Genomic DNA, 24181 nt, shown 5'->3' with positions numbered 1-24181 from the left:
AGTGGACCGTACTCAGGTGGTTACGTGACCGAAAAACGCGAATACGAAGACGACTATCCGGACAAGACGCTGTACATCCCGGGCCCGACCGAGGTGCGCGAGGACGTCATCGAGGCGATGTGCGAGCCGATGTTCGGTCACCGCATGGACCGAATGACCGATCTCTACACGACGATCGTCGAGGACACGAAGGAGTTTCTCGGTACCGACAACGACGTCGTCGTCCTCACGGCCTCCGGCACCGAGTTCTGGGAGGCGTCGACGCTGAACCTCGTCGACGAGAACATCCTCGTGCCGACCTGCGGGAGCTTCAGCGAACGCCACGCCAACGTGGCCGAGCGTCTGGGGAAGAACGTCGATCGGCTCGAGTACGACTGGGGACGAGCGGTCAAACCCGAAGACATCCGCGAGGCGCTCGAAGCGAACGACGCCGACTACGACGTCGTCGCCTGCGTGATGAACGAGTCCTCGACCGGCGTCCGAAACCCGATCGAGGAGATCGGCGACGTCGTCGCCGAGTACCCTGATACGTACTTCGTCGTCGACGCCGTCTCGTCGCTGGGCGGAGATTACGTCGACATCGACGAGCACAACATCGACGTCATCTTCGCGTCCTCCCAGAAGGCGTTCGCGATGCCACCCGGGCTGGCGATCTGTGCCGTCAGCGACGAGGCGTACGACCGCGAACTCGAGAAGGGGTCGGCCTCGTGGTACGGCGGCTTCCAGCGAACCATCGACTACTACGACCGGAAGGGCCAGACCCACTCCACGCCGGCGATTCCGATCATGCTCGCCTACCGAAAACAGATGAAACACATGCTCGAGGAGGGCCACGAGGCCCGCGACGAGCGCCACCGCGAGATGGCCGAGTACACCCGCGAGTGGGCCCGCGACCACTTCGGGATGTTCCCCGAGGAGGGGTACGAGTCACAGACGGTGAGCTGTATCGAGAACACGCAGGGGATCGACGTCGCCGAGACTATCGACGCCGTCAGCGAGGAGTACGACATGGCCTTCTCGAACGGCTACGGCTCGCAGCTCGGCGAGAAGACGTTCCGAATCGGCCACATGGGCGAACACGACATCGAGAGCATCGAGGCGCTGACCGACGCCATCGAGGACGTCGCCGACCTCTGAGACGGACCCCCGTACGTCGGCTTCGAAGATCGCGAGCCGTCCCGCGGTCGCTCCGGTATGCGGTTACAGCAGTCCGCCCGAACGGCCGGTCGCTGACCGGCCACGCCACGACCGACCGTTCGGATCTACGACCTCGTTTTCCGCCCTCGTTTCGACTCGAGACGGGAGACTCGACTCTCTCGAGCGATCGCTCCGTTCGTCCGACGTCGATCGACCGAATCGGCGGTTCCACATGATCGTTCCGGCAGGATGTGTAACTATTTCGAGATACAGAGAAGCTGTGTCATGGTAGTCGTTACGTGGCTCTGTAGCCCATCACGATACGGAATTGTTGAGCGTTCCGTGGTAGCACGTGTCTAAAAGTGCCAGAAAGATGAAGGGTTATAAGCGTCGAGCGCGTACTTCGATCCGAAACAGCCCATGACGCGATACTTCCACCCCCAGTCGGCCGAATCGACACGAAAACGATCCGCAGACTCCAGTTCGATCGGCGGCGGGCTCCTCTTCGTCCTCGCGGCGATGGGGCTGCTCGTCGCGATCAGCTACCCGCTGACCGTCGCCGCCGCCGTCGGCGCCGTCGCGGTCGCGGCACTGGTCTTCCGACTCGGAGCGCCTGCGCTGGCCCGCGAGCTTCACGGCCGGATGACCGAACTCGAGGTACCCGGTATCGGGACCGTCCGAATCCGCGTCGACGGCCGATAACGTCTCTGTTTTGCCGACTGAGGGTCCCGAAAACACTGCGGTGAGGCGACGCCGTCGCTACGACGGTCGAGTGAAACGCGAACGGAGCGCAAAAACCGAAGCTACTGGATGTGACCTTCACGCCGGAGCTGATCGGCCTCGCTCTTCTCGTAACGCCAGGTGATGTCGGCCTTCTCGTCCTGCCAGTCCCAGGGCTCGACGAGGACGACGTCGTCCTCGCGGATCCAGATGCGCTTTTGCATCTTTCCGGGGATGCGTGCGGTTCGTTCGGTTCCGTCCGCACACCGTACCTTGACGCGGTTCGCTCCGAGCATGTTGGTAACGGTCGCGAACACCTCGTCGTCGTCGGGCATCCGAAGGTCGTTCCGACCGCCGTCACCGTCGTCGCTCATATCGCGGGCTTCGCGTTCGATCGGTTTAATCCTTTATCGATTTTCCGGCCGAATCGCCCCGACTGCCGGTCTGTACCCGTGACGAACCACGTCGTTTATCTCTCTGCCCTGACCAGTCCAGCGTATGCTGAGGCATCTCGGTCCGCTCGGAATCGCCGGTATCGCGCTCTTGCTGGTCGGTCTCGCCGTTATCGCCTACGAGAGTTTGCTGGTCGCCGCGGGGCTGGCACTCGTTCTGCTCGGAATCGGACTGGCCGTGAAAGCGCTCGTCTCGAGCGTGTTCCGGCAGTTCGGTATGATGTGAGCGGCCGGTTCGTCGACCCCGCCTCGAGCCCGAAGTGGGGTTACACCTCGTTGTCGCCCGCGCGATGTTCGCTGATGAGCTGATCGACCATCTCCGCCTTCCGGTCGCGAGTGCGCTCCTCGGCGCGGCCGTGCCAGTCGTCGATCACGGCCTCGACGTCCTCCTCGCGGGCGACCGCGAGCTCGTCGACCTCCTGCATCGCGACGTCGTCGGCCGGACCGACAGGAATCTCGGCCTCGAAGAGGATCTCGTCGGCCACGTCCGAGAGACCACCCTCCTTCAACACGACTCGCGGTTCGAACCCGGCGAGCAGCTCCGCGGTCGAGCGACCCGCGCCGCTGGCGTCCCGGAGGTGGACGACGTCGCCGGCGGCGATGCCGTACTGCTCGTCGGCTTCTCGAATGGCGCCCTTGGTGAACTTCTCGATCACCTTGACGGGAACGAGCCCCTCCTTCTTCGCGGAGACGTCGCTGAAGTTCGAGTGATCGAGCTTCCAGAGCGCCTTCATCCGCTCGACTTTCCCCTCGAGCGCCTCGACCTCCTCGCGGGCCTCGTCGCGCTCGCGCTCGAGGCGGTCGGCCTTGCGGTCGAGCCTCGAGACCTCCCGGTCCCGACGGACCTCCTTTCGCTCCTGGCGGCGGGCGCCGCTGAGGCTGTTCTCGAGTTCGTGGATGCGCTCGTCTTTCTCCTCGAGTCGGTCCTCGAGGGTGCCGACGTGGGACTGAAGCCGTTCGACCTGTGTCTTCAGGTCCTTGATCTTCCGTTCCTCCTCGGTCAGCTCGCGGGGCTCGTGCTCGGTCGACTCCTCCTCGCCGCCGTCGTCCTCGGTCAGATCGGTCAGGACGGCCTCGACGCTCTCCTCGCCGGCGACGACCCGCGCCGTGACCTCGCCGCGGTCGATCCCCGGCGGGATCCGTTCGGCGATGCGCTCGAACTGACTCTCGTGGGCGTCGACGGCGAACAGCGCGGCCGCCATCGCGTCCCGCTGATGGTCGTCGTCGTAGGGGTGGTCGCGGGTCCGATGTTGTTTCTCGTCGATCGGCAGATCGCTGTCGGGAACCCAGCCCGCGGCGTCGAAGCTCCGGCGGAACTTCTCGACCGTCTCGGGCATCGGCGTCACGTCCGCAGCCACGACGATCGGTCGACCCCGCTCGACGATCCACTCGATAACGTCCGCGGTGTCGCTCGTTCGCGAGCTCCAGACGTCCAGTACTTCGCCCTCGAGCGAGACGATTGCGACGGCGGTCGTCGTCCCCGGATCGATGCCGACGACGACGTGATCCCGGCGCTTGGCCAGCGGGCGGAACTCGATCCCGTCGCGGCGCTCGCGTTCGATCTCGACGCGGACGTCGCCCGCGCGGTTCCGTGAAACGGGAATGTCCTGCGGGCGGGCCTCGACGGTGAAGACCGCGTTGGCGAAGCCGCCGTAGGCCTCCCGCACGTCGCGTTCGAACTCGAGGTTCGCGTCCTCGAGTTCGGACTCGACCTCGCGGGCCCGCTTCTTGACCGAGCCGTGGATGCGGCGGGTGAACCGGTCCTCGCTCCAGCCCCCGCTACCCGTCGAACGACCCCGGGAGACCTTGACCGTCGTCGTATCGGTAAACGCCGAGACCTCGTGGCCGACGTTGTGGGCCGCCAGCCGGGCCGCGGCCTCGGCCTCCTTCATCGGCTGCTTGCCGTAGGGGATTCCGTGGCGTTTCGCGACGCGAGAGAGCGGCTCGGGCTGTTCGGCGCCCGTCACCTGGACGAGGCTCGTCCCGGCGGGCAGCGACCCGAGGAAGTGGATCAGCTGGTCCTTGTCCGCCGCGAGCTCGTACATGTTGTCCGTGGCGACGATGGCCGGCTCCTCGTCGTCGATCAGCCGTCTGAGTTTCCGGTGCGTGACGACGTCCCGGCTGACGTCCTCGCCGTCGTAGACGACCAGCGCGTACGACGGCGCGTCGCCGCGCACGTCGCCGCTCTGTACGTCGACGCCGAAGACGACCGCGTCGAGCGCACTCGTTCGCGTGCTCACGGCGGGCCATAGGGTCGAGTCGGGTATAAATCCGACGCGGGGACGGGTCCTCAGGTGCGGCCGGGTTCCGGCGCGTCCGAGGGACGTCGACGACGGTCGGGGACGGCGCGCTCGTAGAGGCGGGTTCCGACCGCTCGAACGGGCGAGAGCCCCAGCCCCCACGCGATCGGAGTCAGCAGCCGAAACCGCCCGAGCAGCCGACGGAACGCCTCGTACCCTTCGGCGATCTCTCCCTCGGACGACAGGGACAGCGCCGCGTCGCGATCGACCGGCTCGGCGGGGTCCGATCGCGGGACGAACCGTATCGAATCGGTGACGTCGAGGTGGGCGAGCGGGACGAGCGCGCGGGTGCAGGCGCGGCAACGATCGTCGTACACCACCGTCGCCTCGTCGTCCGCGTCGACCGCGAGCCGTCGGTAGGCCCCGTCCCAGGCGGCAAACAGCGAGAGGACGAGGATCATGTCGATGAAGTACAGGCCAAGCGTGAGGATCACCGAGATGTGGAACCCGATTATGCCGAGGATCGGAAGCGTCACCGAGAGCCCGAGGACCGCGGCGACGAATAGCGACACCTGAACCGCCGCGGTGCCGACGAAGCCAACCCACGCCAGGAGCTCGTTTTCGACGATCGGCACCCCGGCGGCGCGTTCGATGCCGGTCATCTCGCGGTTGAAGAGGATGTCCCGCTGGAGTTCGGCGCCCGAGAGCCAGATCTCGAGCGGGCCGTTCAGCGCCTTCCCCCAGGCCGAGCCGACGTAGATGATCGCGACCGCGAGCAGTCCCCACTTGAGCGCGCGCATCCGGTAGACCCGGGTGGTCTCGTCGGTCAGGACGGCGTTCAGTTCCTCGAGCGAGCGGTCGCCGGTTCTGCGGAACGCGTCGACCGACAGCCGGTCGTCCTCGGCGAACAGCGCGAACATGAGGATCAGATACGCACAGACGAACAGCGATTCGACGGTACCGGCGAGGTAGATCGTCGCCTTGACCGACAGCATATGCATCAACAGGAGACTCGCGATCCCGCCGGTCCAGCGGGTCCGGTAGCCGACGACGAACAGCACCAACAGGGCGGCGACGACCCACTGCTGGTAGGGCAACAGCGCGAAGAAGAGATCCTGGTGGAGGAAGCCGATCGTCTCGTCGACGTGGACGTCGGGCCACTCCCCGTAGGCCGCCCACTCGAGCGAGAGTACGCGCCAGATGACGTACGTCCCGAGCAGCACGCGGACGACGGCGAGGTTGATCGGCGAGCCGCGGCCGTCTTCCGCGACGTAGTTGATAAACGCGCTCATCGTCCGTCCTCGTGTTCGGTGACGGTTCCGTCGGTCGGATCGATCGTCACTCGAGGTCGCTCCTCGTTCGATTCGACGGCCGTGTTGTCGTCGCTGTAGATCACCGTGCGCTCGTAGATCCGAATCGCCTCGAAGGAGTCGTAGCCCTCGAGTTCCGCGGCGGTCCACGCCCGATCGTCGACGTACCGCGGCGGCTGGAGTCGGTCGGTTACCGATCGATCGCCGGACTCGACCGCCTGACGGTGCTCCCTGGCGTTTGCGAGGTAGAACTCGCCCATCTCGAGGCGCTGTTCGTCGGTGTACTCGTCGGCCATCTGTCCGGCGACCGTCGACGTCCGGGTGCCCGTCGTCGGCGGCGTCGAGCGGTCGTCGAACCGGAGTTCCTCACCCGCCGCGTCGACCATCCGAATTTCGTAGTAGGTCTCTTCCTCCTCGGACGGTTGGGCGAACTTGTGCATGTCGACGACCGGAAGCAGCGGCATGCCCACCAGCGTGACGGCCAGCAGCGTCGTAAAGAATCCCGCGAGCCAGACCTCTCGAGCGTATCGACGACGAGCGAACGCGAGGACTCCGAGCGTGCCCAGAAAGAACAGCACGTACACCGTGGGAAAGAGGATGGTCGTGATATCAGATAGACCGTCCAACAGGATAGATCACTGACGAGTTGTATTTGAAACGAATATATAGGTTTTCTGGATGGTAACTTCCTGTATCGTAAATTTTAGACTGGGGAAAGATAACGCGAGTTCGGCAGCGGTAGGTATTTGGACGCGACGGCCATCGATCGGTTCGATGGAGTACACGACGCTCGGCTCGACCGGCACGACCGTGAGCAAGATCTGTCTCGGCTGTATGAGCTTCGGCAGCGGTCAGGACTGGATGTTGGACGCGGAGGAAGGGCGCGAACTCCTCGAGCGGGCGATCGATCTGGGGATCAACTTCTTCGACACGGCGAACGTCTACTCGGCGGGCGAGAGCGAGGCGATTCTCGGCGACGTGCTGGCCGACTACGACCGCGACGAGTTCGTCGTCGCCTCGAAGGTTCGGTTTCCGGGCGCGACCGACCACCGAAACGCCGAGGGGCTCTCGCGGAAGACGATCGAGCAGGAGCTCGAGGCCTCCCTCGACCGCCTGGGGATGGATACGCTCGACCTCTACCAGATCCACCGCTGGGATTACGACACGCCGATCGAGACGACGATGCGCGCTCTCGACGACGCCGTCGGCCGCGGGAAGGTCCGTCATCTCGGGGCGTCCTCGATGTGGGCCCACCAGTTCCTCGAGGCCAGACGGGTGAGCGAACGCGAGGGGCTCGCGCCGTTCGAGACGATGCAGAACCTCTACCACCTGGCCTACCGCGAGGAGGAACGCGAGATGTTCCCCGTCTGCGACGCCTACGACGTCGCCACGATGCCCTGGAGCCCCCTCGGCGCGGGGTATCTCGCTCGGCCCCACGAGGAGTTTCAGACGACGACGCGGGCCGACCACGAGATCGAGAACGCCGGCGTCCCCTACCACGAGTTCCCGGCAAGCGAGGAGATCAACGAACGAGTGGGAGAGCTCGCCGACGACCGCGGCGTCACGATGGCCCAGATCGCACTGGCCTGGCAGTTCGAAAACGACAATACGACCGCGCCGATCGTCGGCACCTCGAGCGTCGAGCACTTAGAGGAGGCCGTCGAGGCGCTCGAGATCTCGCTGTCGTCCTCCGACGTCGAGTACCTCGAGGAGCCGTACGAACCGGTTCCGGTGTACGGCCACGACTGAATCGACACCCTCGGTGGCATCCCGCCGGCTGCGGTCAACGGGATTCCTCGTTCGGTCCACAGTCCGCAGCGAGTCGTTTCGCTCGCACCTCTTCTACGTACGCGAGGAAGTTATCGAACAGTCGTTTTGCCTCGCAAGCGGCGTCGTAGTTTCCGGCGTGGATCCCCTCGAGGACCGCGTCGATACGCTGCTCCGAGAGCTGGTCCGACTTCCCTGCGGTGACCGATTCGGCCGTCTTCATGTCGTACTCCGGATGAAACTGCACGGCGAAGACGCGGTCCTTTCGGAAGCCGTGGATCCCGTACCTGTTCTTCGCGAACACCGTCGCACCCGGCGGCTTCTCGCAGACGTGGTCGGAGTGGGTGGTAAAGACGGTCATCGTTTCGTCGATCCCCTCGAGAAGGCGGTTCTCTCCGTCCTGTTCGACCGTCCGATACCCGATCTCGTACTCGCCCATGGCTTTGACGCGGCCGCCCATCACGTCTGCGAGGAGCTGGTGACCGTAACAGACGCCGAGCGCCGGCAGCCCGGCCCGGATCGCATCGCCGGTCCAGCTCTTCAGCCGACCGATCCACTCCCGATCCCAGTAGACCGACGCTCTCGAACCGGTGACGACGAACCCGTCGTAGCGGAAGTCGTCGGGAAACTCGCCGGATGGACAGTGAAACTCCGTCAACTCGGCGTCGAGTTCCCGGCGGAAGTTCCGTCGCGTGTCGGTCGCCTCATGAGCCGCGTTCAGTAGCGCGAGTTGTATCTCTCCCATTCGTTCTCACCGCGAATCGGATCGCGACGCCCTCTCGTCGGCGCCCGGCCGGTGTTCTCGTGGATCGACGGACCCCGAACGAGCGCCTCGGGACAGGTCCTGCTCGAGGCGTTCCGCGTACTGGATGCGAAGCGCCCGCGCCTCGGAACTCGTCGGCTCCGCCGTCGCGAGGAGTTCGTGGGAGAGCGGGTCGTACGCCGCCACGTCGAACCCCATTCGTTCCAGATACGATCGTACCGTGCCCGACGACAGTCCGTCCCGAATGGCGGCGTCGACGTACGATTTTAGCGCCTCGAACTCCGGAAGAACGATCGAATCGTTCGTCACGCGGCCGGTCTCTCCTTCGATGCGGACGTCGACATCGGTAGCGTGCTCGACGATACCGGCGATTTCGTCGGCAAGTCGAACGACCTGGCTCGGAAGAGCGGTGTCGGGTGAGCGCCACTCGACGGTCGAGAACCGATCCCGAAGCTTGATCGGCGTCCAAACAGTCCCCTCCGGCTCGAAGTGCGACCGAACGTATTGCCGGTCGAAACCGGAAATCACGGCCTCGGTCAGGAACTCCTCGTAACAGCGGTCGACGCGCCTCGCCCACGCTTCGCTGTCGGGAACGTACGGCCAGAGTTCCCCCTGATGGGGGAGAGCAGCGTAGGCCAGCCGGCGGTACAGCTGCGATCTCGAACCGGCGGCCAGCTTCGTCCCGCGGAAGTACGGCGAGGAGTTGACAAGTGCCAGTGCGGGGTCGAGTGCAACGAGCGCGTTCAACTGGTCGATCTCGCGTCCGGGTTGCTGTTCGATGTGGACGTGCGTTCCGGCGCAGTGTCGAACGTACTCGAAGTTCTCACCGAGGACACGGTCTTGAATCCTCGTGCGCTCGTTCGGACGGTCCTCGATCGAGCCGGAGTGTATCGGAGTGCCAAGCGGGACGAGTCGCTTCCCCCGGTCCTCGGCCCGGCGAAGAACGCGACCCAACCGGCCGAACAGCTCGTCGCGGAGTTCGTCCGTAGACTCACACGGCGTCGTCTTGATCTCGAGCAGCGGGGCGACGAACTCCCGTTCGACGCCCGGAGACGCCTCGAGGAGGTCGCCGGGTTCGGTCAGTCGGCCGCGCTCGTCGATTACCCAGTACTCGACCTCGACGCTCCGTCGAACCGGTTCGCCGTCGTTCGCGGAGGATGCTGTTTCGGTATCGAGTGGGGAAGCCATCTCTCAACTCCGGAAGACGCGTGTCGTTCGATCGCCGCGTCGCGTCGGTTGCTGCGGGATCCAGGCGGTCGGATCCGAGACGATCGCACCGTTCGCTCCGCCTCTCGGCCGGCGGCAAATCGGCGGGCCGGCACCGCGGCCCGAACGTCTGTGCGTACTGTTCACATGATCGAGAGCTGATCCCACGCAATAACCGTTGTGTACACACAGTAAATATTCACCTTATATATTTACAGACCGTCGATTCTCTCCAGTGGATGGAGTTCTTCGTCACACTTCAGAGGCCAAAATCGTCGTCATCCAAATCGATCGAAACCCGCTCGGAGCGGTCCGAGGACGGGTGCCTTTAGGAGGTCGTCTCGACGGTCCAGCCGGGATCCCGTCCCGTGCGCTCGATCCGATCGGATCGGCAGGCCGGACAGTAGTCGGGCGTCGAGGGTTCGCTTCGCGGAACGTAGACCGCGCCGCTGCACTCCACGCAGGCGTCGGGAGCGACCGTTACGCAGTCCGCACAGACGTTGAAGTCGTCGACGGTGAGTCCGCGCAGGGTCTCGAGTTGTTTGTCCAGGGTGTACTCGTCGATAATCGCCTGACAGTTCTGGCACGGTTGCATATCGATACCTCTGTCACTGTGTGACAGTACCACAAAGCTTTGTCGGCCGACCGCAGGACGGGACCGCCCCGAGGGGTGGCCCCACTCAGGCGTCCGGGTACTCGAGCTCGAGGGTCTCTCCGTCGTCGGGAACGAACACCTCGCCCGCGAAGATTTCGCGAGACTCCTCGAGGTGGGCCGAGACGTCGCCGGCGTACCGGGAGGAAAGATGCATCAGCGCCAGCCGTGTCGCACCGGCTCGGTTGGCGATTTCAGCGGCCTGGCGGGCCGTCGAGTGGGCGGTGTCCGCGGCGCGGTCCGCACGGTCGTCCGCGAACGTCGCGTCGTGGATCAACAGGTCGGGTTCGTCGGCGGCTTCGATCGTCGCAGCCGTCGGTCGGGTGTCGCCGGTGTAGACGAGCGCGCGACCGGGGCGGGGGTCGCCGACGACCTGCTCGGGGTCGACGACGGAGCCGTCCTCGAGCTCGACGGGCTCCCCTTCGTGGAGCCTCGAGAACTTCGGCCCGACAGGGACGCCGAGCTCCTCGGCGCGTTCGCGGTCGAACCGCCCCTTGCGGTCGTCCTCGACGAGCGCGTAGCCGACTGACCGGGTGTCGTGGTCGGTCGCGAAGGCGCGAACCTCGAACTCGTCGGCGCGGTAGGCGACGTCGCCGCCGCCGACCTCGTTGATCCGCACCGGAAACGAGGGTTGATTGCCGAGCGCGTGGACCAGCGACTCGAGGTCGCGTCGGGTACCCCGGGGGCCGTGGATCGCCAGTGCGTCCTCGCGGTCGTTGAAGTCCATCGTCTGGAGCAGGCCAGGAATCCCGAGGACGTGGTCGCCGTGGAGGTGCGTGACGAAGATGTGCGATATCGAAAACCCCGTGCCGAAGCGCATCATCTGGCGCTGGGTTCCCTCGCCGGCGTCGAACAGCAGTCCCTCACCCTCGCGGGCGACGAAGATCCCGCTCGGATTCCGCTCGGTCGTCGGAACGGCCCCGCCGGTCCCCAGGAACGTCACGCGCAGTGGCATCACTGCGTGTTCGACGCGCTGAGACTAAACCGCCTTCGGATCCGACGCCGACTGCTTCGCGCAAACGAGGGGCGGATCGTTCCGGCGCGGCGAACGGACTGTGCGTTTTACGTTCCTGTAGCTCCAACGTGTCGAGCAACACCTTCCCCAAATGAGTTCGAGACCGACGTTCGGAACTATCAAACGTGTTACCGCCATCCTGATCGCGATCGCGGTGGTCCTCGCGGCGGGTATCGTCGTCGGTCAGGCCCCCGTTATCTTCGGCGTCGACGACGATCCAGCGGCGTCGATCGCGTTCGAGGACCAGGAGAGCGACGGCATGAGCGTCACTGTCGAGGAGGTTACCCTCTCGGACGGTGGCTTCGTCGTCGTCACTGACGGGAACGACGAGCCCCTCGCCGTCTCTGCGTACCTCGGGGACGGAACGCACGAAAACGTCAGCGTCGAGAGCGACGAGAACGAGACCGATCTCGTCGGCCAGCTGACCGCGACGGTCCACCAGGATACGACCGGCGACGAGGCGTTCACCTACTACGAGACCGACGGCGAGGAGGACCAGCCCTATCTCGAGGACGGCTACCCGGTTAGCGACACCGCGTCGGTGACCCCGGACGACGACGAAGCGGTCTCGGACTCGTTCGTCGTCGAATCGATGACCGCACCCGAGTCGGCGACGACCAACGAGACGATCGGGGTCGTCGCGGAGGTCCGGAACCCGACGGAGTTCGACCAGCAACAGATCGTCGAGTTCCGGCTGGATGGAACCGTCCTCGAGCGTCAGATCCTCGAGCTCGACGGCGGTGAGGACCGCGAAATCAGCTTCGAAGTCGACCTGGGCGGAACGCCACCCGGGACCCAGTCGATCGGCGTCTACACCGACGACGACGGCGAGGTCGGCGAGATCGACCTCGAGTTCCACACCGATCCGTACGTCACGGTCGTCGACGCCGACGACGAAGAAGTGACCGTCGACGTCGCCACGCCCGAGGACGGGTTCGTCGCGATCGAGGACGACGACGACGAGGTCCTCGGAACCAGCGACGAACTCGAGCCCGGCGAGCACGGAAACGTTACCGTCGCGTTCGACGACGACGTCAGCGTCGACGAGGACGACGAGCTCACGGCCGTCGTCTACGAGGGCGATCCCGAGGACGTCGACACCGCGGAGCCCCTCGAGCACGAGGACGAACCCGTCGAGGAGACCTTCACCATCGCGGACGTCCGGGCCGAGGCGGACGACGAGGATGAGGACGACGGGAACGAGGACGAGACGGACGACGAGAACGCCGACGACGACGAGTAGCGCGACGTCCAACCGACCGATTCTTACCGCCCTCTCCCCTACCGACGAGCGATGGACGCGCCGCTGTGGACCGACACCCACGCCCCGGAGCTGGCCGAGTTGCCACAGGACGACGCTCGCGAGTACCTCGAGCGAGCCGTCGAGGAGCCGCTGAACCTCGTCCTGCAGGGACCGCCCGGCAGCGGCAAGACCGCGGCGGCGCGAGCGCTCGCTCGGGAAGCCCACGAGGACCCCGACAACGATCTGGTCGAGATCAACGTCGCCGACTTCTTCGGTCGGACGAAGACCGAAATCAAAAACGACCCCCGGTTCGCCTCCTTTCTGACCGGTCGGTCGTCGATGTCCAAACGCGACATGATCAACCGCGTGCTCAAGGAGTCGGCCAGCTACGCGCCCGTTACCGGCGAGTACAAGACGATCCTGCTCGATAACGCCGAGGACGTCCGCGAGGACTTCCAGCAGGCGCTGCGGCGAATCATGGAACAACACCACCGGACGACCCAGTTCGTCATCGCGACACGGCAACCGACGAAGCTCATCCCGCCGATCCGCTCGCGGTGTTTCCCCGTCTCGGTGCGCGCGCCGACCAGCGAGGAGACCGTCGCGGTCCTCGAGCGAATCGTCACCGCGGAGGGCGTCGACTACGACTCCGAGGGTCTCGAGTTCGTCGCCGGCTACGCGAACGGGAACCTCCGGCAGGCGATCCTCGCGGCTCAGACCACCGTCGAGGACGCGGGCGAGCTAACGATGAGCGCGGCCTACGAGACGATCGGCGAGGTCGGCCTCGAGGACGAGGTCGAAGGAATGCTCGACGACGCCGAACGCGGCGAGTTTACGGACGCGCGGAAGACGCTGGACGACCTGCTCGTCGACGAGGGACTGGACGGCCAGGAGGTGCTGGATCTCGCACTCCGCGTCGCTCGCAAACGGTACCAGGGCGAGAAGCTCGCCCGCACCCACCGGCTCGCCGCCGACATCGAGTTCGAGATGCACGAGGGAACGAGCGATCGGATCCACGTTTCGCACCTGCTTGCGGAACTCGGACGGGACGCGTAGTCACGTCGCGTTCCGGGCTCGAACTTTTCGTGGTTCCGAACCGAGGAGTGGGTATGTCGACCGTCCTCGAGACCTACATCGAGAACCGATTCCGCGTCCAGCCGAACCACGCGAACAACAACAACACGCTCCACGGCGGGAACCTGATGAAGTGGCTCGACGAAATCGGCGCGATGTCGGCGATGCGCTTCGCCGGCGAGACCTGCGTCACCGCCCGCGTAAACGAACTCGACTTCGAGCGTCCGATCAGGATCGGCGACATCGCGCTGGTCGAGGCCTACGTCTACGATGCGGGTCGCTCGAGCGTCCACGTCGCGCTACGGGCCTGGCGCGAGGAGCCCCGTACCGGCGAGGTCGAGAAGACGACCGAGTCCTCCTTTACCTTCGTCGCGATCGACGAGAACGGGAAACCGCAGCCGGTTCCGGAGCTGACCGTCGAGAGCGAGGAGGGGAAGCAGTTGCGCGAGCGGGCGCTCGGCGACGAGCCGTAGGCGACTCTCGCGTTCCGGCAGCCGGTTCGTTTCGAGCGGCTGAACCGCCGTACTCGGGGCGCTCTACGTGGCTTACCGATGTGTGCGAAGGAACGCCTCGAGCGTGGGCCCGACGCCCGCGGGCGTCTCGTACTCGACGACGTCGACGGCGTCGTTGCCCCGTACCATCGCTGACAGCTCGTGCTCGCCCTGGGGGCGGTACAGGGCGAGGACGGGTTTCTCCCAGGCGACCGCCCGCCCGAGTTCGTAGCCGACACCGAGACTCGGCGTCGTCACCTCGGCAACGACGGCGTCGGCTTGCTGGAGCCAGGCGACGTCCTGATCGTGGATGTCGCCGTCGGTCAGTCCCGCCTCCCGCTCTTTCGCCTCGACGTCCTCGGTTCCGACGTGTTCGGTGAGAACCGTCCCGTACTGCTCGAGGAGCGAAACGAGGTCGGCGTACAGATCGACGTCGTCCCGTCCGCCGCGGATGGAGCCACTGAAGAAAATATTCATACGGAGCCGTGGCGCCACCGGATCTTAACAGTCCCTTATTCTGGCTCGTCCGGATCCGAGACGGGTTCGAATCGGTTTCGAACGATCGTCACTCGAGCACCAGCACGTACCGCGTCAGCGACCGGTGGACGCGGCGTTCGAACGCCGCCTCGAGCTCCCAGCCCGCCTCGCGAGCCTCGGCGGCCCACGACCGATCCGCGACGACGACGGCTCGGGAGGCGACCCGGCGGGCTTCCGAAAGCGCGCCCGAGACGAGGTCCTCGAGGCGGTGAGTCTCGATCTTCGACTGACGGCCGTAGGGGGCGTCGAAGACGACGCCGTCGACCGCGTCGTCGGCGATTGGCAGTCGGGTCGCGTCGCCGCGACCGACGTGCCACGAACCGCGTTCGGCGCCCGTCGGTGACGGGTCATCACGGTCGAGGAAGTGCTCGAGGTTCGTCCGCGCGCCCGCCGTCATCTTCTCCTGAGCGTCGGTGCCGATGACGTCGGCTCCAACCAGCCCCGCCTCGACGAGCACACCGCCCGTACCACACATCGGGTCGAGGATCGTCGCGCCGGGGCGGGCACCCGCGACGTTCGCGACCGCGCGGGCCAGCAGCGGGTCCATGCTCCCGGGCTGGAAAAAGGGCTTGTCGGTCGGTGCGCGCGTGCCGAAGTCGCGGACGCTCTCGGCCGCGAGCCAGCCCAGGGCACAGACGGAGGTCCGTTCGCCTCGCGGTTCGTCGCCCTCGTCGTCGAGAGCCGAGAGCAGGTCGCCGCGGCCGTCCCCGTCGCGCTCGAGTCGGCCCTCGGAGAAGGCCGCTCGCAGGACGTGATCGGGGTCGTCGAGGTCGACCTCGAACCCGCGGTCGACCAGCACCTGGCCGAGCTCCCGCTCCGCGCGGTCGGTCGCGACGCCGCTCGAGCCGTGGACGTCGGTCGCGCGAACCGCGACGGTGCCCGATCGGTCGATCGGGGCGGCCTCGAGTAGCGCCGTCGCGCTCGCGAGGTCGGCGTCGGTCCGACCCAGCAGCTCACTCGCGCGGTGGGTGTAGGCGAGTCCGCGGACGCGTTCGGGAACGACGGCGTTCGCAACGGCGAGGCCGGGTGCGGCCCGTCGAACGCCGGTCGCGGCGCTCGTCGCCTCGCGGGCCGCGAACGCGTCGTCCTCGCCGCCGAGCTCGAGGAAGTACACGTCCGATCATCGCTGGGGCTCGAGTATCAGGGTACCGTTTTCGTCGACCGGTCTCTAGAAGCAGGTCGCACGATCCCCCGCCGAACCCGCCGGAGACGGCCGAGCGATACCGATCACGGTTTCGAACCGATCGATATAAACCGGACATATCAGGTGCCGGTACCAACCTTTATAAACCTTAAATACGTCTTTTTAAGCGACTTATGACGGATCCGAAGGACACCATCAACATCGAAAACGTGGTGGCGTCGACCGGCATCGGACAGGAGCTCGATCTGCAGAGCGTGGCGATGGACCTCGAGGGGGCCGACTACGACCCAGAGCAGTTCCCCGGTCTCGTCTACCGCACGCAGAATCCCAAGTCCGCTGCGCTGATCTTCCGTTCGGGGAAGATCGTCTGTACCGGTGCGAAAAGCACCGACGACGTCCACGAGAGTCTCCGCATCGTCTTCGACAAGCTCCGGGAGCTCCAGATCCAGGTCAACGAGGACCCCGAGATCGTCGTCCAGAACATCGTGACGAGCGCGGACCTCGGACGTAACCTCAACCTGAACGCGATCGCAATCGGGCTGGGCCTCGAGAACATCGAGTACGAGCCCGAGCAGTTCCCCGGTCTCGTCTATCGGCTCGACGAGCCCGAGGTCGTCGCCCTGCTGTTCGGCTCCGGGAAGCTCGTCATCACTGGCGGCAAAAAACCCAAGGACGCCGAACACGCCGTCGACAAGATCGTCTCGCGCCTCGAGGACCTCGGCCTGCTCGAGTAACGCGTTCCGAAACCGATTCTCGCGAGCGACAGTCCCGACAGAGAACCGTTCGTACTGACCGTTCACGACGGCGTCACGGAGGACCGTCCGTTCGAACCGGCGACCGACGCGACCCACCCGTCGATCGCCGCGAACGGGCCGGTAATCCCGGTTTAACTCCTACATACCCTCCAGCGACGGGATCGGTCCGACCGTTCGCTCGAGTTCCAAACCGTTCATCGCGCTTCGGATCGCGGAGACTGATCTGAACCGACACTGACCGTTCGAAACGACCGACCGCGTTTATTCGGGATCCATGAGTCTCTATCGACGATGACGATCCATCCGGACCGAACGGCCGTCTCCGAGGGGTTCAGTGGCGAAACCGTCCGCCTCCGCGCCATCTCCCGGGGAGAGTTCGGTCGCGTGCTGGCGAACGATCGTCGGCGCGAGGTGCTCAGGTACCTGCTCGCCTCCGACGAACCGATCACGGTCCAGCGCCTCGTCGGCTGGCTGGCCGACACCGAGGACGAGACGACCGCCCTGACGACGATCCACGAACTGCGCCAGCGGGTCCACGTCGCGCTGTGTCGCACCCACCTCCCGCTGCTCGAGCGCTACGGGATCGTCGAGTACGACCGCGAGCGCGGCCTGGTCTCGCCCGCGGCGAACCTCTCCGAGTTCGAGTCGCTGCTCGAGGACGTCGATCTCGAGCGTCCCTGGTAAGCGCTCAGCCCACGAACGGTGCGGACGGGACGACCGCAGCCGCGGTGAACGAATCGGCGAAAAAAAGCAAGAGCGCGAATATTTCGTCGAACTCGTGCTCTCTCGTTCTGACCGATGCGTACACGTACGCCGCTAGGCTCAACACCATACTGCTTTCTCTAATTCCACCGGTAAAGAGCTGCGGACGGGACTCCGTTCGAGCCGGGGAACCACGCTAGCTCGGAACCGCAACCGCACCGAGAAATCGGACTGTCGATCCCAGCTACTCGACGAGCCGTTCGATCTCCGTGACGAGAATGTCGCTGGCGCCGGCCTGCTTGACGTCGGTGATCGTCTCGAAGACATCCCGCTCGTCGACGACGGCGTGGACCGCGAGCATCCCGTCGCCGTTGTCGTCGGCGATGTCCATGATCGTCGGCCCGCCGAGGCCCGGGATCACCTCACGGACGTCCGCGAGCCGGTCCTCGGGGACGTTCATCATCAGGTAGCGTTTCCCCTCAGCGTGTTTGACCGACGACAGCGCCGTCCGCACTTCCCCGACCTTCGGATCGTCGACGACGTCCTCGCGGGCGAACAGCCGCACGGAACTCGAGAGCACCTCCTCGACGATCGCCAGCCGGTTCATCTTCAGGGTCGTCCCCGTGCTCGTGATGTCGACGATTGCGTCGGCCATCTCGACGTGGGGCGTCAGTTCGGTCGCACCCGAGACCTCGACGATGTCGGGCTCGACACCGGTGTCGGCGAAGAAGTCGCGGGTGATGTTCGGGAACTCGGTGGCGACGGTCTTCCCGGCCAGATCCGCGACGCTCTCGATCTCGCCGTCCTCGGGGGCGGCGAGGACGAGCCGGCAGCGGCCGAACTCGAGATCCAGCAGTTCGGCGACGTCGTCGACGCGGGCCTCTCGGACCTGATCGTAGCCCGTGATCCCCATCTCGGCCGCGCCGTCGGCGACGTACTCGGGGATGTCGGCCGCGCGGGCGAACAGCACCGAGACGTCGGGGTCGACGGTGTCGGCGTACAGTTTGCGGTCGGCACCGTTCTCGAGGTGAAGCCCCGCCCGCTCTAAGTGGTCGATCGTCGGCTCGTGCAGGCGGCCCTTGTTGGGAACGGCGATTCGCATTGCCGAGGGTTCGAGCCGGCGAGGGAACTGCTTTTCCATGTGACGCCGACGAGACCGTTTTCCCGCGTCGCACCGTGCCAGTGGATCGCGCCGTCGCGTATCTAGCGGTAACAACAGCCAAAACGATCAGGTGTGGCGACGGCGTAGCCTCGGATCTATGGACAAACGCGCGGACGGCAGCGATCCACGAGCGGCATTCGACGGACCCCGTCCCCCGCCATCCGGGTTCGTCGAGAAGGCGACCGTCGCCGACGGCGACCTCCGCGACGAGTTCGATCGCGAGTGGCCGGGCTGCTGGGAGCACGCCGCCGCCCTCCTCGAGTGGGACGAACCGTACGACGACGTTCTCGAGGACGACGACGCGCCCTTCTACCACTGGTTCGTCGGCGGGCGACTGAACGCCGCAAAAAACTGCGTCGACCGCCACGTCGCGGCCGGGCGGAAGAACCAGGTCGCGCTCCGGTGGGAAGGGACTCGCGGCGAGCGCCGGACGTACACTTATCTCGACCTCCAGCGGGAAGTGCAGGCCGTCGCGGCCGCATTGTGCGACCTCGGTGTCGCAGCGGACGACGTCGTCACCCTCTACCTGCCGACGCTGCCGGAGCTTCCGATCGCGATGTTGGCCTGTGCCCGGATCGGTGCCCGGCACAATGTCGTCTTCGCAGGGTTCGCACCCGACGCGTTGCGCGAGCGGATGGACGGAGCCAACTCGAGCGCGCTGATCACCTGCGACGGCTACGTCCGTCGGGGAACGGCGATCGACCAGAAGCGGAAAGCGGACGCCGCGTTGACGGCGCTATCCGGATCGGACTCGAGGTCGGAACGAATCCCGACGGTCGTCGTCGACCGTCTGGGCAAGAGCCACGAGACCCAGCTGGGCGAGGAACAGTACGCCTACGACAGCCTCGTCGAGCGCTTCGATGGGGCCGAGGTGCCGCCCGTCTCGCGGGCGGCAACCGCACCGCTCTTTCACATTCACACCTCAGGAACCACCGGCAAACCGGAGCGGATGACCCACGCGACCGGTGGTTACCTCGCCGGCGCCGCGTGGACGAGCCGGACGGTCTTCGACCTCTCTGCGGGTGACACCCACTGGTGTACGGCCGACGTCGGATGGATCACCGGCCACTCCTACGTCGTCTACGGGCCGCTCTCGAGGGGCGCGACGGTCGTACTTACGGAGGGGACGCTGCGCTACCCGGACCGACACCGCCCCTGGGAGGTGATCGAACGCAACGGCGTCGAGGTGTTCTACACCACGCCGGGGGTGATCCGGACCTTCCGGAAGTGGGGCGAACGGTTCCCGGAGAGCCACGATCTCTCGTCGCTGCGCCTGCTCGGCAGCGTCGGCGAGCCGATCGGAGCCGACACCTGGGAGTGGTACTACGAACACGTCGGGCGCGAGGAGTGTCCGATCGTCGACACCTGGTGGCAGACCGAGACCGGGAGCGTCCTGCTCTCGACGCTGCCGGCCGTCGACGAGATGAAACCCGGTGCCGTCGGGCCCCCGCTACCCGGCATCGAAGCCGCCGTCGTCGACGAGCACGGTCGGGAGCTTCCGCCGGGCGAGCCCGGCTATCTCACGATCACGCGACCCTGGCCGTCGATGCTCGTACCCCACGACGACGACCCCTACTGGCTGCTCGCGGAGTACTGGGAGCAGTTCTCCGACCGCCGGGCCGACACCTGGCGGTACGTCACCGGCGACCGCGCCGTCGTCGACGAGGACGGCTACGTCACCGTCACCGGCCGCGCCGACGACATCGTCACGCTCGGCAACCGCCGGCTCGGCACCGCCGAACTCGAGGCTGCGATCACTGCCGTCGACGGCGTCACCGAGGGAGCCGCGATCGCGGGCGGGGACTGCGGGACGGAGCTCTACGTCTTCGCGACGGCCGAGCGCGGCCAGCCCGAAGACGACGAGTTGCGAGCGGCGATCGCCGACGCGGTCGCCGACCGGATCGGGGAGTTCGCCAGGCCCGCGGCCGTGGCGTTCACGCCCGAACTCCCCGAAACGCACACTGGAAAGACCATGTACCGCGTTCTCGAGGACGTGATCGGCGAGGGCGGCCTCGAGGACGCCGACAGTTCGTCCCTTCGGAACCCGGAGATCGTCGGCGAGCTCTCGGCGCTGTGGGACGGCGAGTAGCGCGGATAGAGCGAACAATTCCGGCGGCTGCGAATCAGAGAGCGAGCTCCGCCCGCCGCAACAGTTGCGCGTTGATCGCCACGATCACCGTACTTGCGGACATCAGCACCGCGCCGACGGCCGGCGAGAGCAGGATGCCGATCGGCGCCAGCACGCCGGCCGCAAGCGGCAACGCGAACACGTTGTACCCCGCGGCCCAGGCGATGTTCTCCTGCATCTTCCGGTAGCTCTTCCGACTCAGGCGCACGAGCCGGGCGACGTCGCGGGGATCGTTCTCGACGAGGACCACGTCGGCCGACTCGACGGCGACGTCGGTTCCCGACCCGATGGCGATGCCGACGTCGGCGCGGGTGAGCGCGGGCGCGTCGTTGACCCCGTCGCCGACCATCGCGACGAGTTTGTCCTGGTTCTGGAGTTCGACGATCTTCTCGTCTTTGTCCTCGGGCAGGACTTCGGCGAAGACGGTGTCGATACCCAGTTCGCCGGCGACGCTGTGGGCGACATCGGCGTCGTCGCCGGTCAGCATCGCCACCTCGACGCCCATCCCCTGCAGTGCGTCGATCGCCTCGAAACTCTCCTCGCGGATCACGTCGGCCAGCGCGAGCGCGCCGACGATCGAGTCATCACAGAGGATGTAGACGACCCCGTGGCCCCGTTCGCCGGCCTCGTGGGCGAACTCCTCGAGTGCGGCCCCGGGCTCGATCCCGAGGTGACCCAACAGGTTCGGGCCCCCGACGGAGACGGTGTGGGCGTCCCGATCGCCCGTTTCGCTCCCGTCCGTGGTTCCACCGGGACCGCCCGCTGTCGCGGCCGGAACCGCGTCCCGTTCGATCGTCGCGCGAACGCCCCGTCCCTCGAGGGCCTCGAAGCCGCGAACGTCGGGTGTGGAAAGATCACGCGCCTCGGCTTCCTCGCGAACGGCCTGTGCGATTACGTGCTCCGAATCGCCCTCGGCCGCGGCCGCGAGCGTCAGCACATCCTCCTCGGTCCAGCCCTCGATCGTCTCGAGGTCGACGATCCCCTGCTCGCCCTCGGTGAGCGTGCCAGTCTTGTCGAAGACGACCGTATCGAGTTCGCGGGCCTGTTCCATGGCGATCCGATCCCGCACGAGCATCCCGTTCCGGGCGGCCATCGAGGTGTTGATCGCGACGACCAGCGGAACCGCGAGCCCGAGCGCGTGCGGGCAGGCGATGACGAGCACCGTCACCACGCGTTCGACGACCGGCAGGCCGAAGCCGACCGCAGCCGTCCAGCCGACGGCGGTGACCGCGGCGACGCCAAGCGCCGCGTAGAAGAGCCAGCCCGCGGCCCGGTCGGCGAGCACCTGGGTTCGAGAGCGACTCTCCTGGGCTTCCTCGACGAGGCGCATGATCCCCGACAGCGTCGTCTCCTCGCCGGTCGCCGAGACCCGAACCCGCAGGCTGCCGTCGCGGTTGGTCGTCCCGCCGATCACCTCGTCGCCCGGCTCCTTCTTCACCGGCGTCGACTCCCCGGTGACCATCGCCTCGTTGACGTTCGACGTCCCGTCCTCGACGACGCCGTCGGCGGGAACGTTCGCGCCCGGTCGGACGAGCACGAGATCGTCCTCCTCGAGGACGTCGGTCGGAACCTCCCGAGTGTCGCCGTCCTCGGTGATTCGCTCGGCGGTGTCGGGCATTAGCTCGGCCAGTTCGTCGAGCGCGCCCGAGGCGCGTCTGACCGAGCGCATCTCTATCCAGTGGCCCAGCAGGAAGATGACGATCAGCGTCACGAGCTCCCAGAAGAACGGTTCGCCGATCCCGAAGGCGACCGCCGCGACGCTGTAGCCGAACGCGACCGTGATCGCCAGCGAGATCAACAGCATCATCCCGGGTTCGCGGTTGCGCGCCTCGACTGCACCCATCCGCAGGAACGGAACGCCGCCGTAGGCGAAGACGACCACGCCGAGGACGGGGCCGACGAGATCGCTGCCAGGGACGGTCACGGCGGTGTAGCCGAACCACTCCTTGAGCATCGGGCTGTAGTACAACACCGGCAGGGAGAGCACGAAACAGACGAAAAACCGCCGCCGGAACATCTTCTCGTGGCCCGAGTGGTCGACGTGAGCACCGTGCTCGTGATCGTCTTCGTGAGCAGCGTCCTCGCGGTCGTCGCGACGTTCGACCGGCTTCTGGTCGGGTTCGGGCGCGTCCCGGTAGCAGTCACACACCCGGCAGCACGAGCAGTAGCTGTCCGTCGGTCTCTCGCGGCGAGCGGACTCCCCCTCCGGGCGGGCGCCGTCGCCGTGATCGTGGGTCGGCTCGGTCATGGGTTTCGAGCAGCTCGTTCGCGTCGACCACCGAGCGTCACACTCGAGTAGCCATCGGCTGGACCGGCGAGCGGACCATCGGCGGACATCGTCCGCTAGTTCTCGTCCGATCAACATAATCCTCACACGCGGATCTCGGCACCGGCGGGGCATCCGTCGGTGGCAGTCGGGAGCGGAAACGTAGTAGGTGAGCGACGCCGTATCTATACCCGTGGATCGAACGACACGCGACGCTGCCGTCGCCGCGCTAATTGCCGGGATCCTCCTGCTCGGCGTCGGGGCCACCTGGCAGGCGTATCGACAGGCTCAGGCACACGGTGAAATGATGGGCCACGCTGCGGTTCACGGGCCGAACCCGGGCTGGTATCTGCTCGGCTCGATCCTCGCCGCGAGCGTCGTCGGCGGTGCGTACTGGATCGTCCGCGAGGAGCGGACGGCGAAACCGGACCAGCAGAGCGCACCTCGAGGGACTGAGGCCCAGGTCGAGGCCGGGCCATCGACCGCGGCCGACGAGTCACCACCCGAATCGCGGGATACTCCGGGCGATCGAACGGACGAGCCGGCAGCTCGGACGTCCCCTCACGTCCTGGCCGTCCTGCCGGAGGACGAACGCCGCGTCCTCGAACCCGTCGTCGACTCCCCCGGAATCACCCAGATCGCGCTCCGTGATCGCGCAGAGTTCTCCAAGAGCAAGGTCAGCCAGACCGTCACCGACCTCGAGAAACGGGGCTTACTCTACCGCGAGCGACAGGGGCGGACGTACCGCGTCTACCCGAGCGACGAACTGACCGACGATCTCGACGGCGGACGGTGACCGTTTTCCGGCGACTCGGGACGCTTCGGTGCGACGCTCGGGACGGCGATATCGAAACCGCCACGCAGGGGCCGAACGAACGGTCTCCTCGATAAGAAACGATTAGATCGGCGTACAAACGGTCTCCGACGATCTCCGTCGCGGGTTCACACCCAGTTCTACAACCGTTCTCCGCCCGTTCGATCGACCGAGGAGAAGACCAATGACGACACTCCCACTCCGACTCCTGGCCGCCACGGTCGTGATCGTCGCGTTGCTCGGCGGTGTCGCGGTCGTAAGCGCGGACGCGGGTCCGACCGACGTCCTCGACCGGATGCACAGCGACGGCGAACACGCTCACGGTGAACACCACGCTGACCACGCTGACCACGAACACGGCGAACACCACGCTGACCACGCTGACCACGATTACGGCGAACACCACGCTGACCACGCTGACCACGAACACGGCGAACACCACGCTGAACACGCCGAGGACCACGGAAAGCACCACCAGGCGGGCGGTCACTGCTAACCCCGGTCGCGACGGGTTTCCGTCGTCACGGCCGAAACGATCGAGCCGATCACCGCCCGTCGGCTTTGGTTAGGAGTGGTTTTCCGGACCTTAGGTTTATATTCAAA

24 protein-coding genes are annotated in these 24181 nt (G+C 66.2%); 12 read left to right on the top strand and 12 right to left on the bottom strand.

Features of this window, described 5'->3' with window-relative positions:
• Window positions 1-24: 24 nt before the first annotated feature.
• The gene (locus tag QA609_RS04475) at window positions 25-1137 is read left to right on the top strand and encodes an alanine--glyoxylate aminotransferase family protein (protein ID WP_278301378.1); all 1113 of its coding nucleotides are present in this window, start codon (window positions 25-27) and stop codon (window positions 1135-1137) included.
• A 420-nt stretch (window positions 1138-1557) separates the two neighbouring features.
• Entirely contained in the window at window positions 1558-1839 is a 282-nt protein-coding gene (locus QA609_RS04470; protein WP_278301377.1) for a hypothetical protein, read from the top strand.
• A gap of 101 nt (window positions 1840-1940) precedes the next feature.
• Here QA609_RS04470 and eif1A read toward each other — a convergent pair whose 3' ends face one another.
• The gene (gene eif1A, locus QA609_RS04465) at window positions 1941-2231 is read right to left on the bottom strand and encodes a translation initiation factor eIF-1A (RefSeq protein WP_278290616.1); all 291 of its coding nucleotides are present in this window, start codon (window positions 2229-2231) and stop codon (window positions 1941-1943) included.
• Window positions 2232-2355: 124 nt separating this feature from the next.
• On the opposite strand from eif1A, the gene QA609_RS04460 reads away from it, so the two are divergent.
• Window positions 2356-2535, top strand: a complete 180-nt coding sequence (locus QA609_RS04460) for a hypothetical protein (RefSeq protein WP_278290615.1) — start codon at window positions 2356-2358, stop codon at window positions 2533-2535.
• 40 nt (window positions 2536-2575) lie between these two features.
• On the opposite strand, the gene QA609_RS04455 is transcribed toward QA609_RS04460, so the two are convergent.
• Genes QA609_RS04455 through QA609_RS04445 form a run of 3 tightly spaced genes read right to left on the bottom strand, consistent with a single transcriptional unit; the run spans window position 2576 to window position 6485 of the window.
• Entirely contained in the window at window positions 2576-4549 is a 1974-nt protein-coding gene (locus tag QA609_RS04455) for a DUF460 domain-containing protein (protein ID WP_278301376.1), read from the bottom strand.
• Window positions 4550-4599: 50 nt separating this feature from the next.
• Complete coding sequence (locus tag QA609_RS04450; RefSeq protein ID WP_278301375.1) at window positions 4600-5841, bottom strand: DCC1-like thiol-disulfide oxidoreductase family protein; 1242 nt, start codon at window positions 5839-5841, stop codon at window positions 4600-4602.
• Window positions 5838-6485 (bottom strand): hypothetical protein, encoded by a 648-nt coding sequence (locus QA609_RS04445; protein ID WP_278301374.1) that lies wholly within the window; start codon window positions 6483-6485, stop codon window positions 5838-5840. The genes QA609_RS04450 and QA609_RS04445 overlap by 4 nt, the downstream gene beginning before the upstream one ends.
• A 148-nt stretch (window positions 6486-6633) precedes the next feature.
• Here QA609_RS04445 and QA609_RS04440 point away from each other — a divergent pair, with 148 nt between their 5' ends.
• Window positions 6634-7608: an aldo/keto reductase gene (locus QA609_RS04440; protein WP_278301373.1), complete on the top strand. Its 975-nt coding sequence runs from the start codon at window positions 6634-6636 to the stop codon at window positions 7606-7608.
• A 34-nt stretch (window positions 7609-7642) separates the two neighbouring features.
• Here QA609_RS04440 and QA609_RS04435 read toward each other — a convergent pair whose 3' ends face one another.
• From QA609_RS04435 to rnz, 4 genes are all read right to left on the bottom strand, one after another.
• Window positions 7643-8371, bottom strand: a complete 729-nt coding sequence (locus tag QA609_RS04435) for a type 1 glutamine amidotransferase (protein ID WP_278301372.1) — start codon at window positions 8369-8371, stop codon at window positions 7643-7645.
• Between the two features lie 6 nt (window positions 8372-8377).
• Window positions 8378-9577, bottom strand: coding sequence for a glutamate-cysteine ligase family protein (locus QA609_RS04430; RefSeq protein ID WP_278301371.1), 1200 nt, complete (start codon window positions 9575-9577; stop codon window positions 8378-8380).
• Between the two features lie 346 nt (window positions 9578-9923).
• A complete protein-coding gene (locus QA609_RS04425; protein ID WP_278301370.1) occupies window positions 9924-10190 on the bottom strand; it encodes a hypothetical protein in 267 nt (88 codons plus the stop codon).
• A gap of 85 nt (window positions 10191-10275) precedes the next feature.
• Window positions 10276-11202, bottom strand: coding sequence for a ribonuclease Z (rnz, locus tag QA609_RS04420; protein ID WP_278301369.1), 927 nt, complete (start codon window positions 11200-11202; stop codon window positions 10276-10278).
• Window positions 11203-11353: 151 nt separating this feature from the next.
• On the opposite strand from rnz, the gene QA609_RS04415 reads away from it, so the two are divergent.
• Genes QA609_RS04415 through QA609_RS04405 form a run of 3 tightly spaced genes read left to right on the top strand, consistent with a single transcriptional unit; the run spans window position 11354 to window position 14052 of the window.
• Window positions 11354-12505, top strand: coding sequence for a CARDB domain-containing protein (locus tag QA609_RS04415; RefSeq protein WP_278301368.1), 1152 nt, complete (start codon window positions 11354-11356; stop codon window positions 12503-12505).
• A gap of 51 nt (window positions 12506-12556) precedes the next feature.
• Entirely contained in the window at window positions 12557-13561 is a 1005-nt protein-coding gene (locus tag QA609_RS04410; RefSeq protein ID WP_278301367.1) for an AAA family ATPase, read from the top strand.
• A gap of 53 nt (window positions 13562-13614) precedes the next feature.
• Window positions 13615-14052, top strand: a complete 438-nt coding sequence (locus QA609_RS04405) for an acyl-CoA thioesterase (protein WP_278301366.1) — start codon at window positions 13615-13617, stop codon at window positions 14050-14052.
• A 72-nt stretch (window positions 14053-14124) separates the two neighbouring features.
• On the opposite strand, the gene QA609_RS04400 is transcribed toward QA609_RS04405, so the two are convergent.
• Window positions 14125-14547, bottom strand: a complete 423-nt coding sequence (locus tag QA609_RS04400; protein WP_278301365.1) for a nucleoside 2-deoxyribosyltransferase — start codon at window positions 14545-14547, stop codon at window positions 14125-14127.
• Between the two features lie 88 nt (window positions 14548-14635).
• Complete coding sequence (locus QA609_RS04395; RefSeq protein ID WP_278301364.1) at window positions 14636-15721, bottom strand: methyltransferase domain-containing protein; 1086 nt, start codon at window positions 15719-15721, stop codon at window positions 14636-14638.
• A gap of 203 nt (window positions 15722-15924) precedes the next feature.
• Here QA609_RS04395 and QA609_RS04390 point away from each other — a divergent pair, with 203 nt between their 5' ends.
• On the top strand, window positions 15925-16485 hold the full coding sequence (locus QA609_RS04390; protein ID WP_005554970.1) for a TATA-box-binding protein: 561 nt from the start codon (window positions 15925-15927) through the stop codon (window positions 16483-16485).
• Between the two features lie 312 nt (window positions 16486-16797).
• Window positions 16798-17190 (top strand): hypothetical protein, encoded by a 393-nt coding sequence (locus QA609_RS04385; protein ID WP_278301363.1) that lies wholly within the window; start codon window positions 16798-16800, stop codon window positions 17188-17190.
• Window positions 17191-17452: 262 nt separating this feature from the next.
• On the opposite strand, the gene hisG is transcribed toward QA609_RS04385, so the two are convergent.
• Complete coding sequence (hisG, locus tag QA609_RS04380; RefSeq protein ID WP_278301362.1) at window positions 17453-18310, bottom strand: ATP phosphoribosyltransferase; 858 nt, start codon at window positions 18308-18310, stop codon at window positions 17453-17455.
• Between the two features lie 157 nt (window positions 18311-18467).
• Here hisG and QA609_RS04375 point away from each other — a divergent pair, with 157 nt between their 5' ends.
• The gene (locus QA609_RS04375; protein WP_278301361.1) at window positions 18468-20459 is read left to right on the top strand and encodes an acetate--CoA ligase; all 1992 of its coding nucleotides are present in this window, start codon (window positions 18468-18470) and stop codon (window positions 20457-20459) included.
• Between the two features lie 34 nt (window positions 20460-20493).
• Here the strand turns inward: QA609_RS04375 and QA609_RS04370 are convergent, their stop codons facing one another.
• The gene (locus QA609_RS04370) at window positions 20494-22746 is read right to left on the bottom strand and encodes a heavy metal translocating P-type ATPase (protein WP_278301360.1); all 2253 of its coding nucleotides are present in this window, start codon (window positions 22744-22746) and stop codon (window positions 20494-20496) included.
• A gap of 211 nt (window positions 22747-22957) precedes the next feature.
• On the opposite strand from QA609_RS04370, the gene QA609_RS04365 reads away from it, so the two are divergent.
• Together QA609_RS04365 and QA609_RS04360 are read left to right on the top strand one after the other, a co-directional pair.
• Window positions 22958-23560: a MarR family transcriptional regulator gene (locus QA609_RS04365; protein ID WP_278301359.1), complete on the top strand. Its 603-nt coding sequence runs from the start codon at window positions 22958-22960 to the stop codon at window positions 23558-23560.
• Window positions 23561-23762: 202 nt separating this feature from the next.
• Entirely contained in the window at window positions 23763-24074 is a 312-nt protein-coding gene (locus QA609_RS04360) for a hypothetical protein (protein WP_278301358.1), read from the top strand.
• Window positions 24075-24181 lie beyond the last annotated feature (107 nt).

This window comes from Natronococcus sp. A-GB7 (assembly GCF_029688865.1).
Lineage (GTDB): Archaea > Halobacteriota > Halobacteria > Halobacteriales > Natrialbaceae > Natronococcus.
This window is presented reverse-complemented; position numbering and strand designations above follow the sequence as displayed.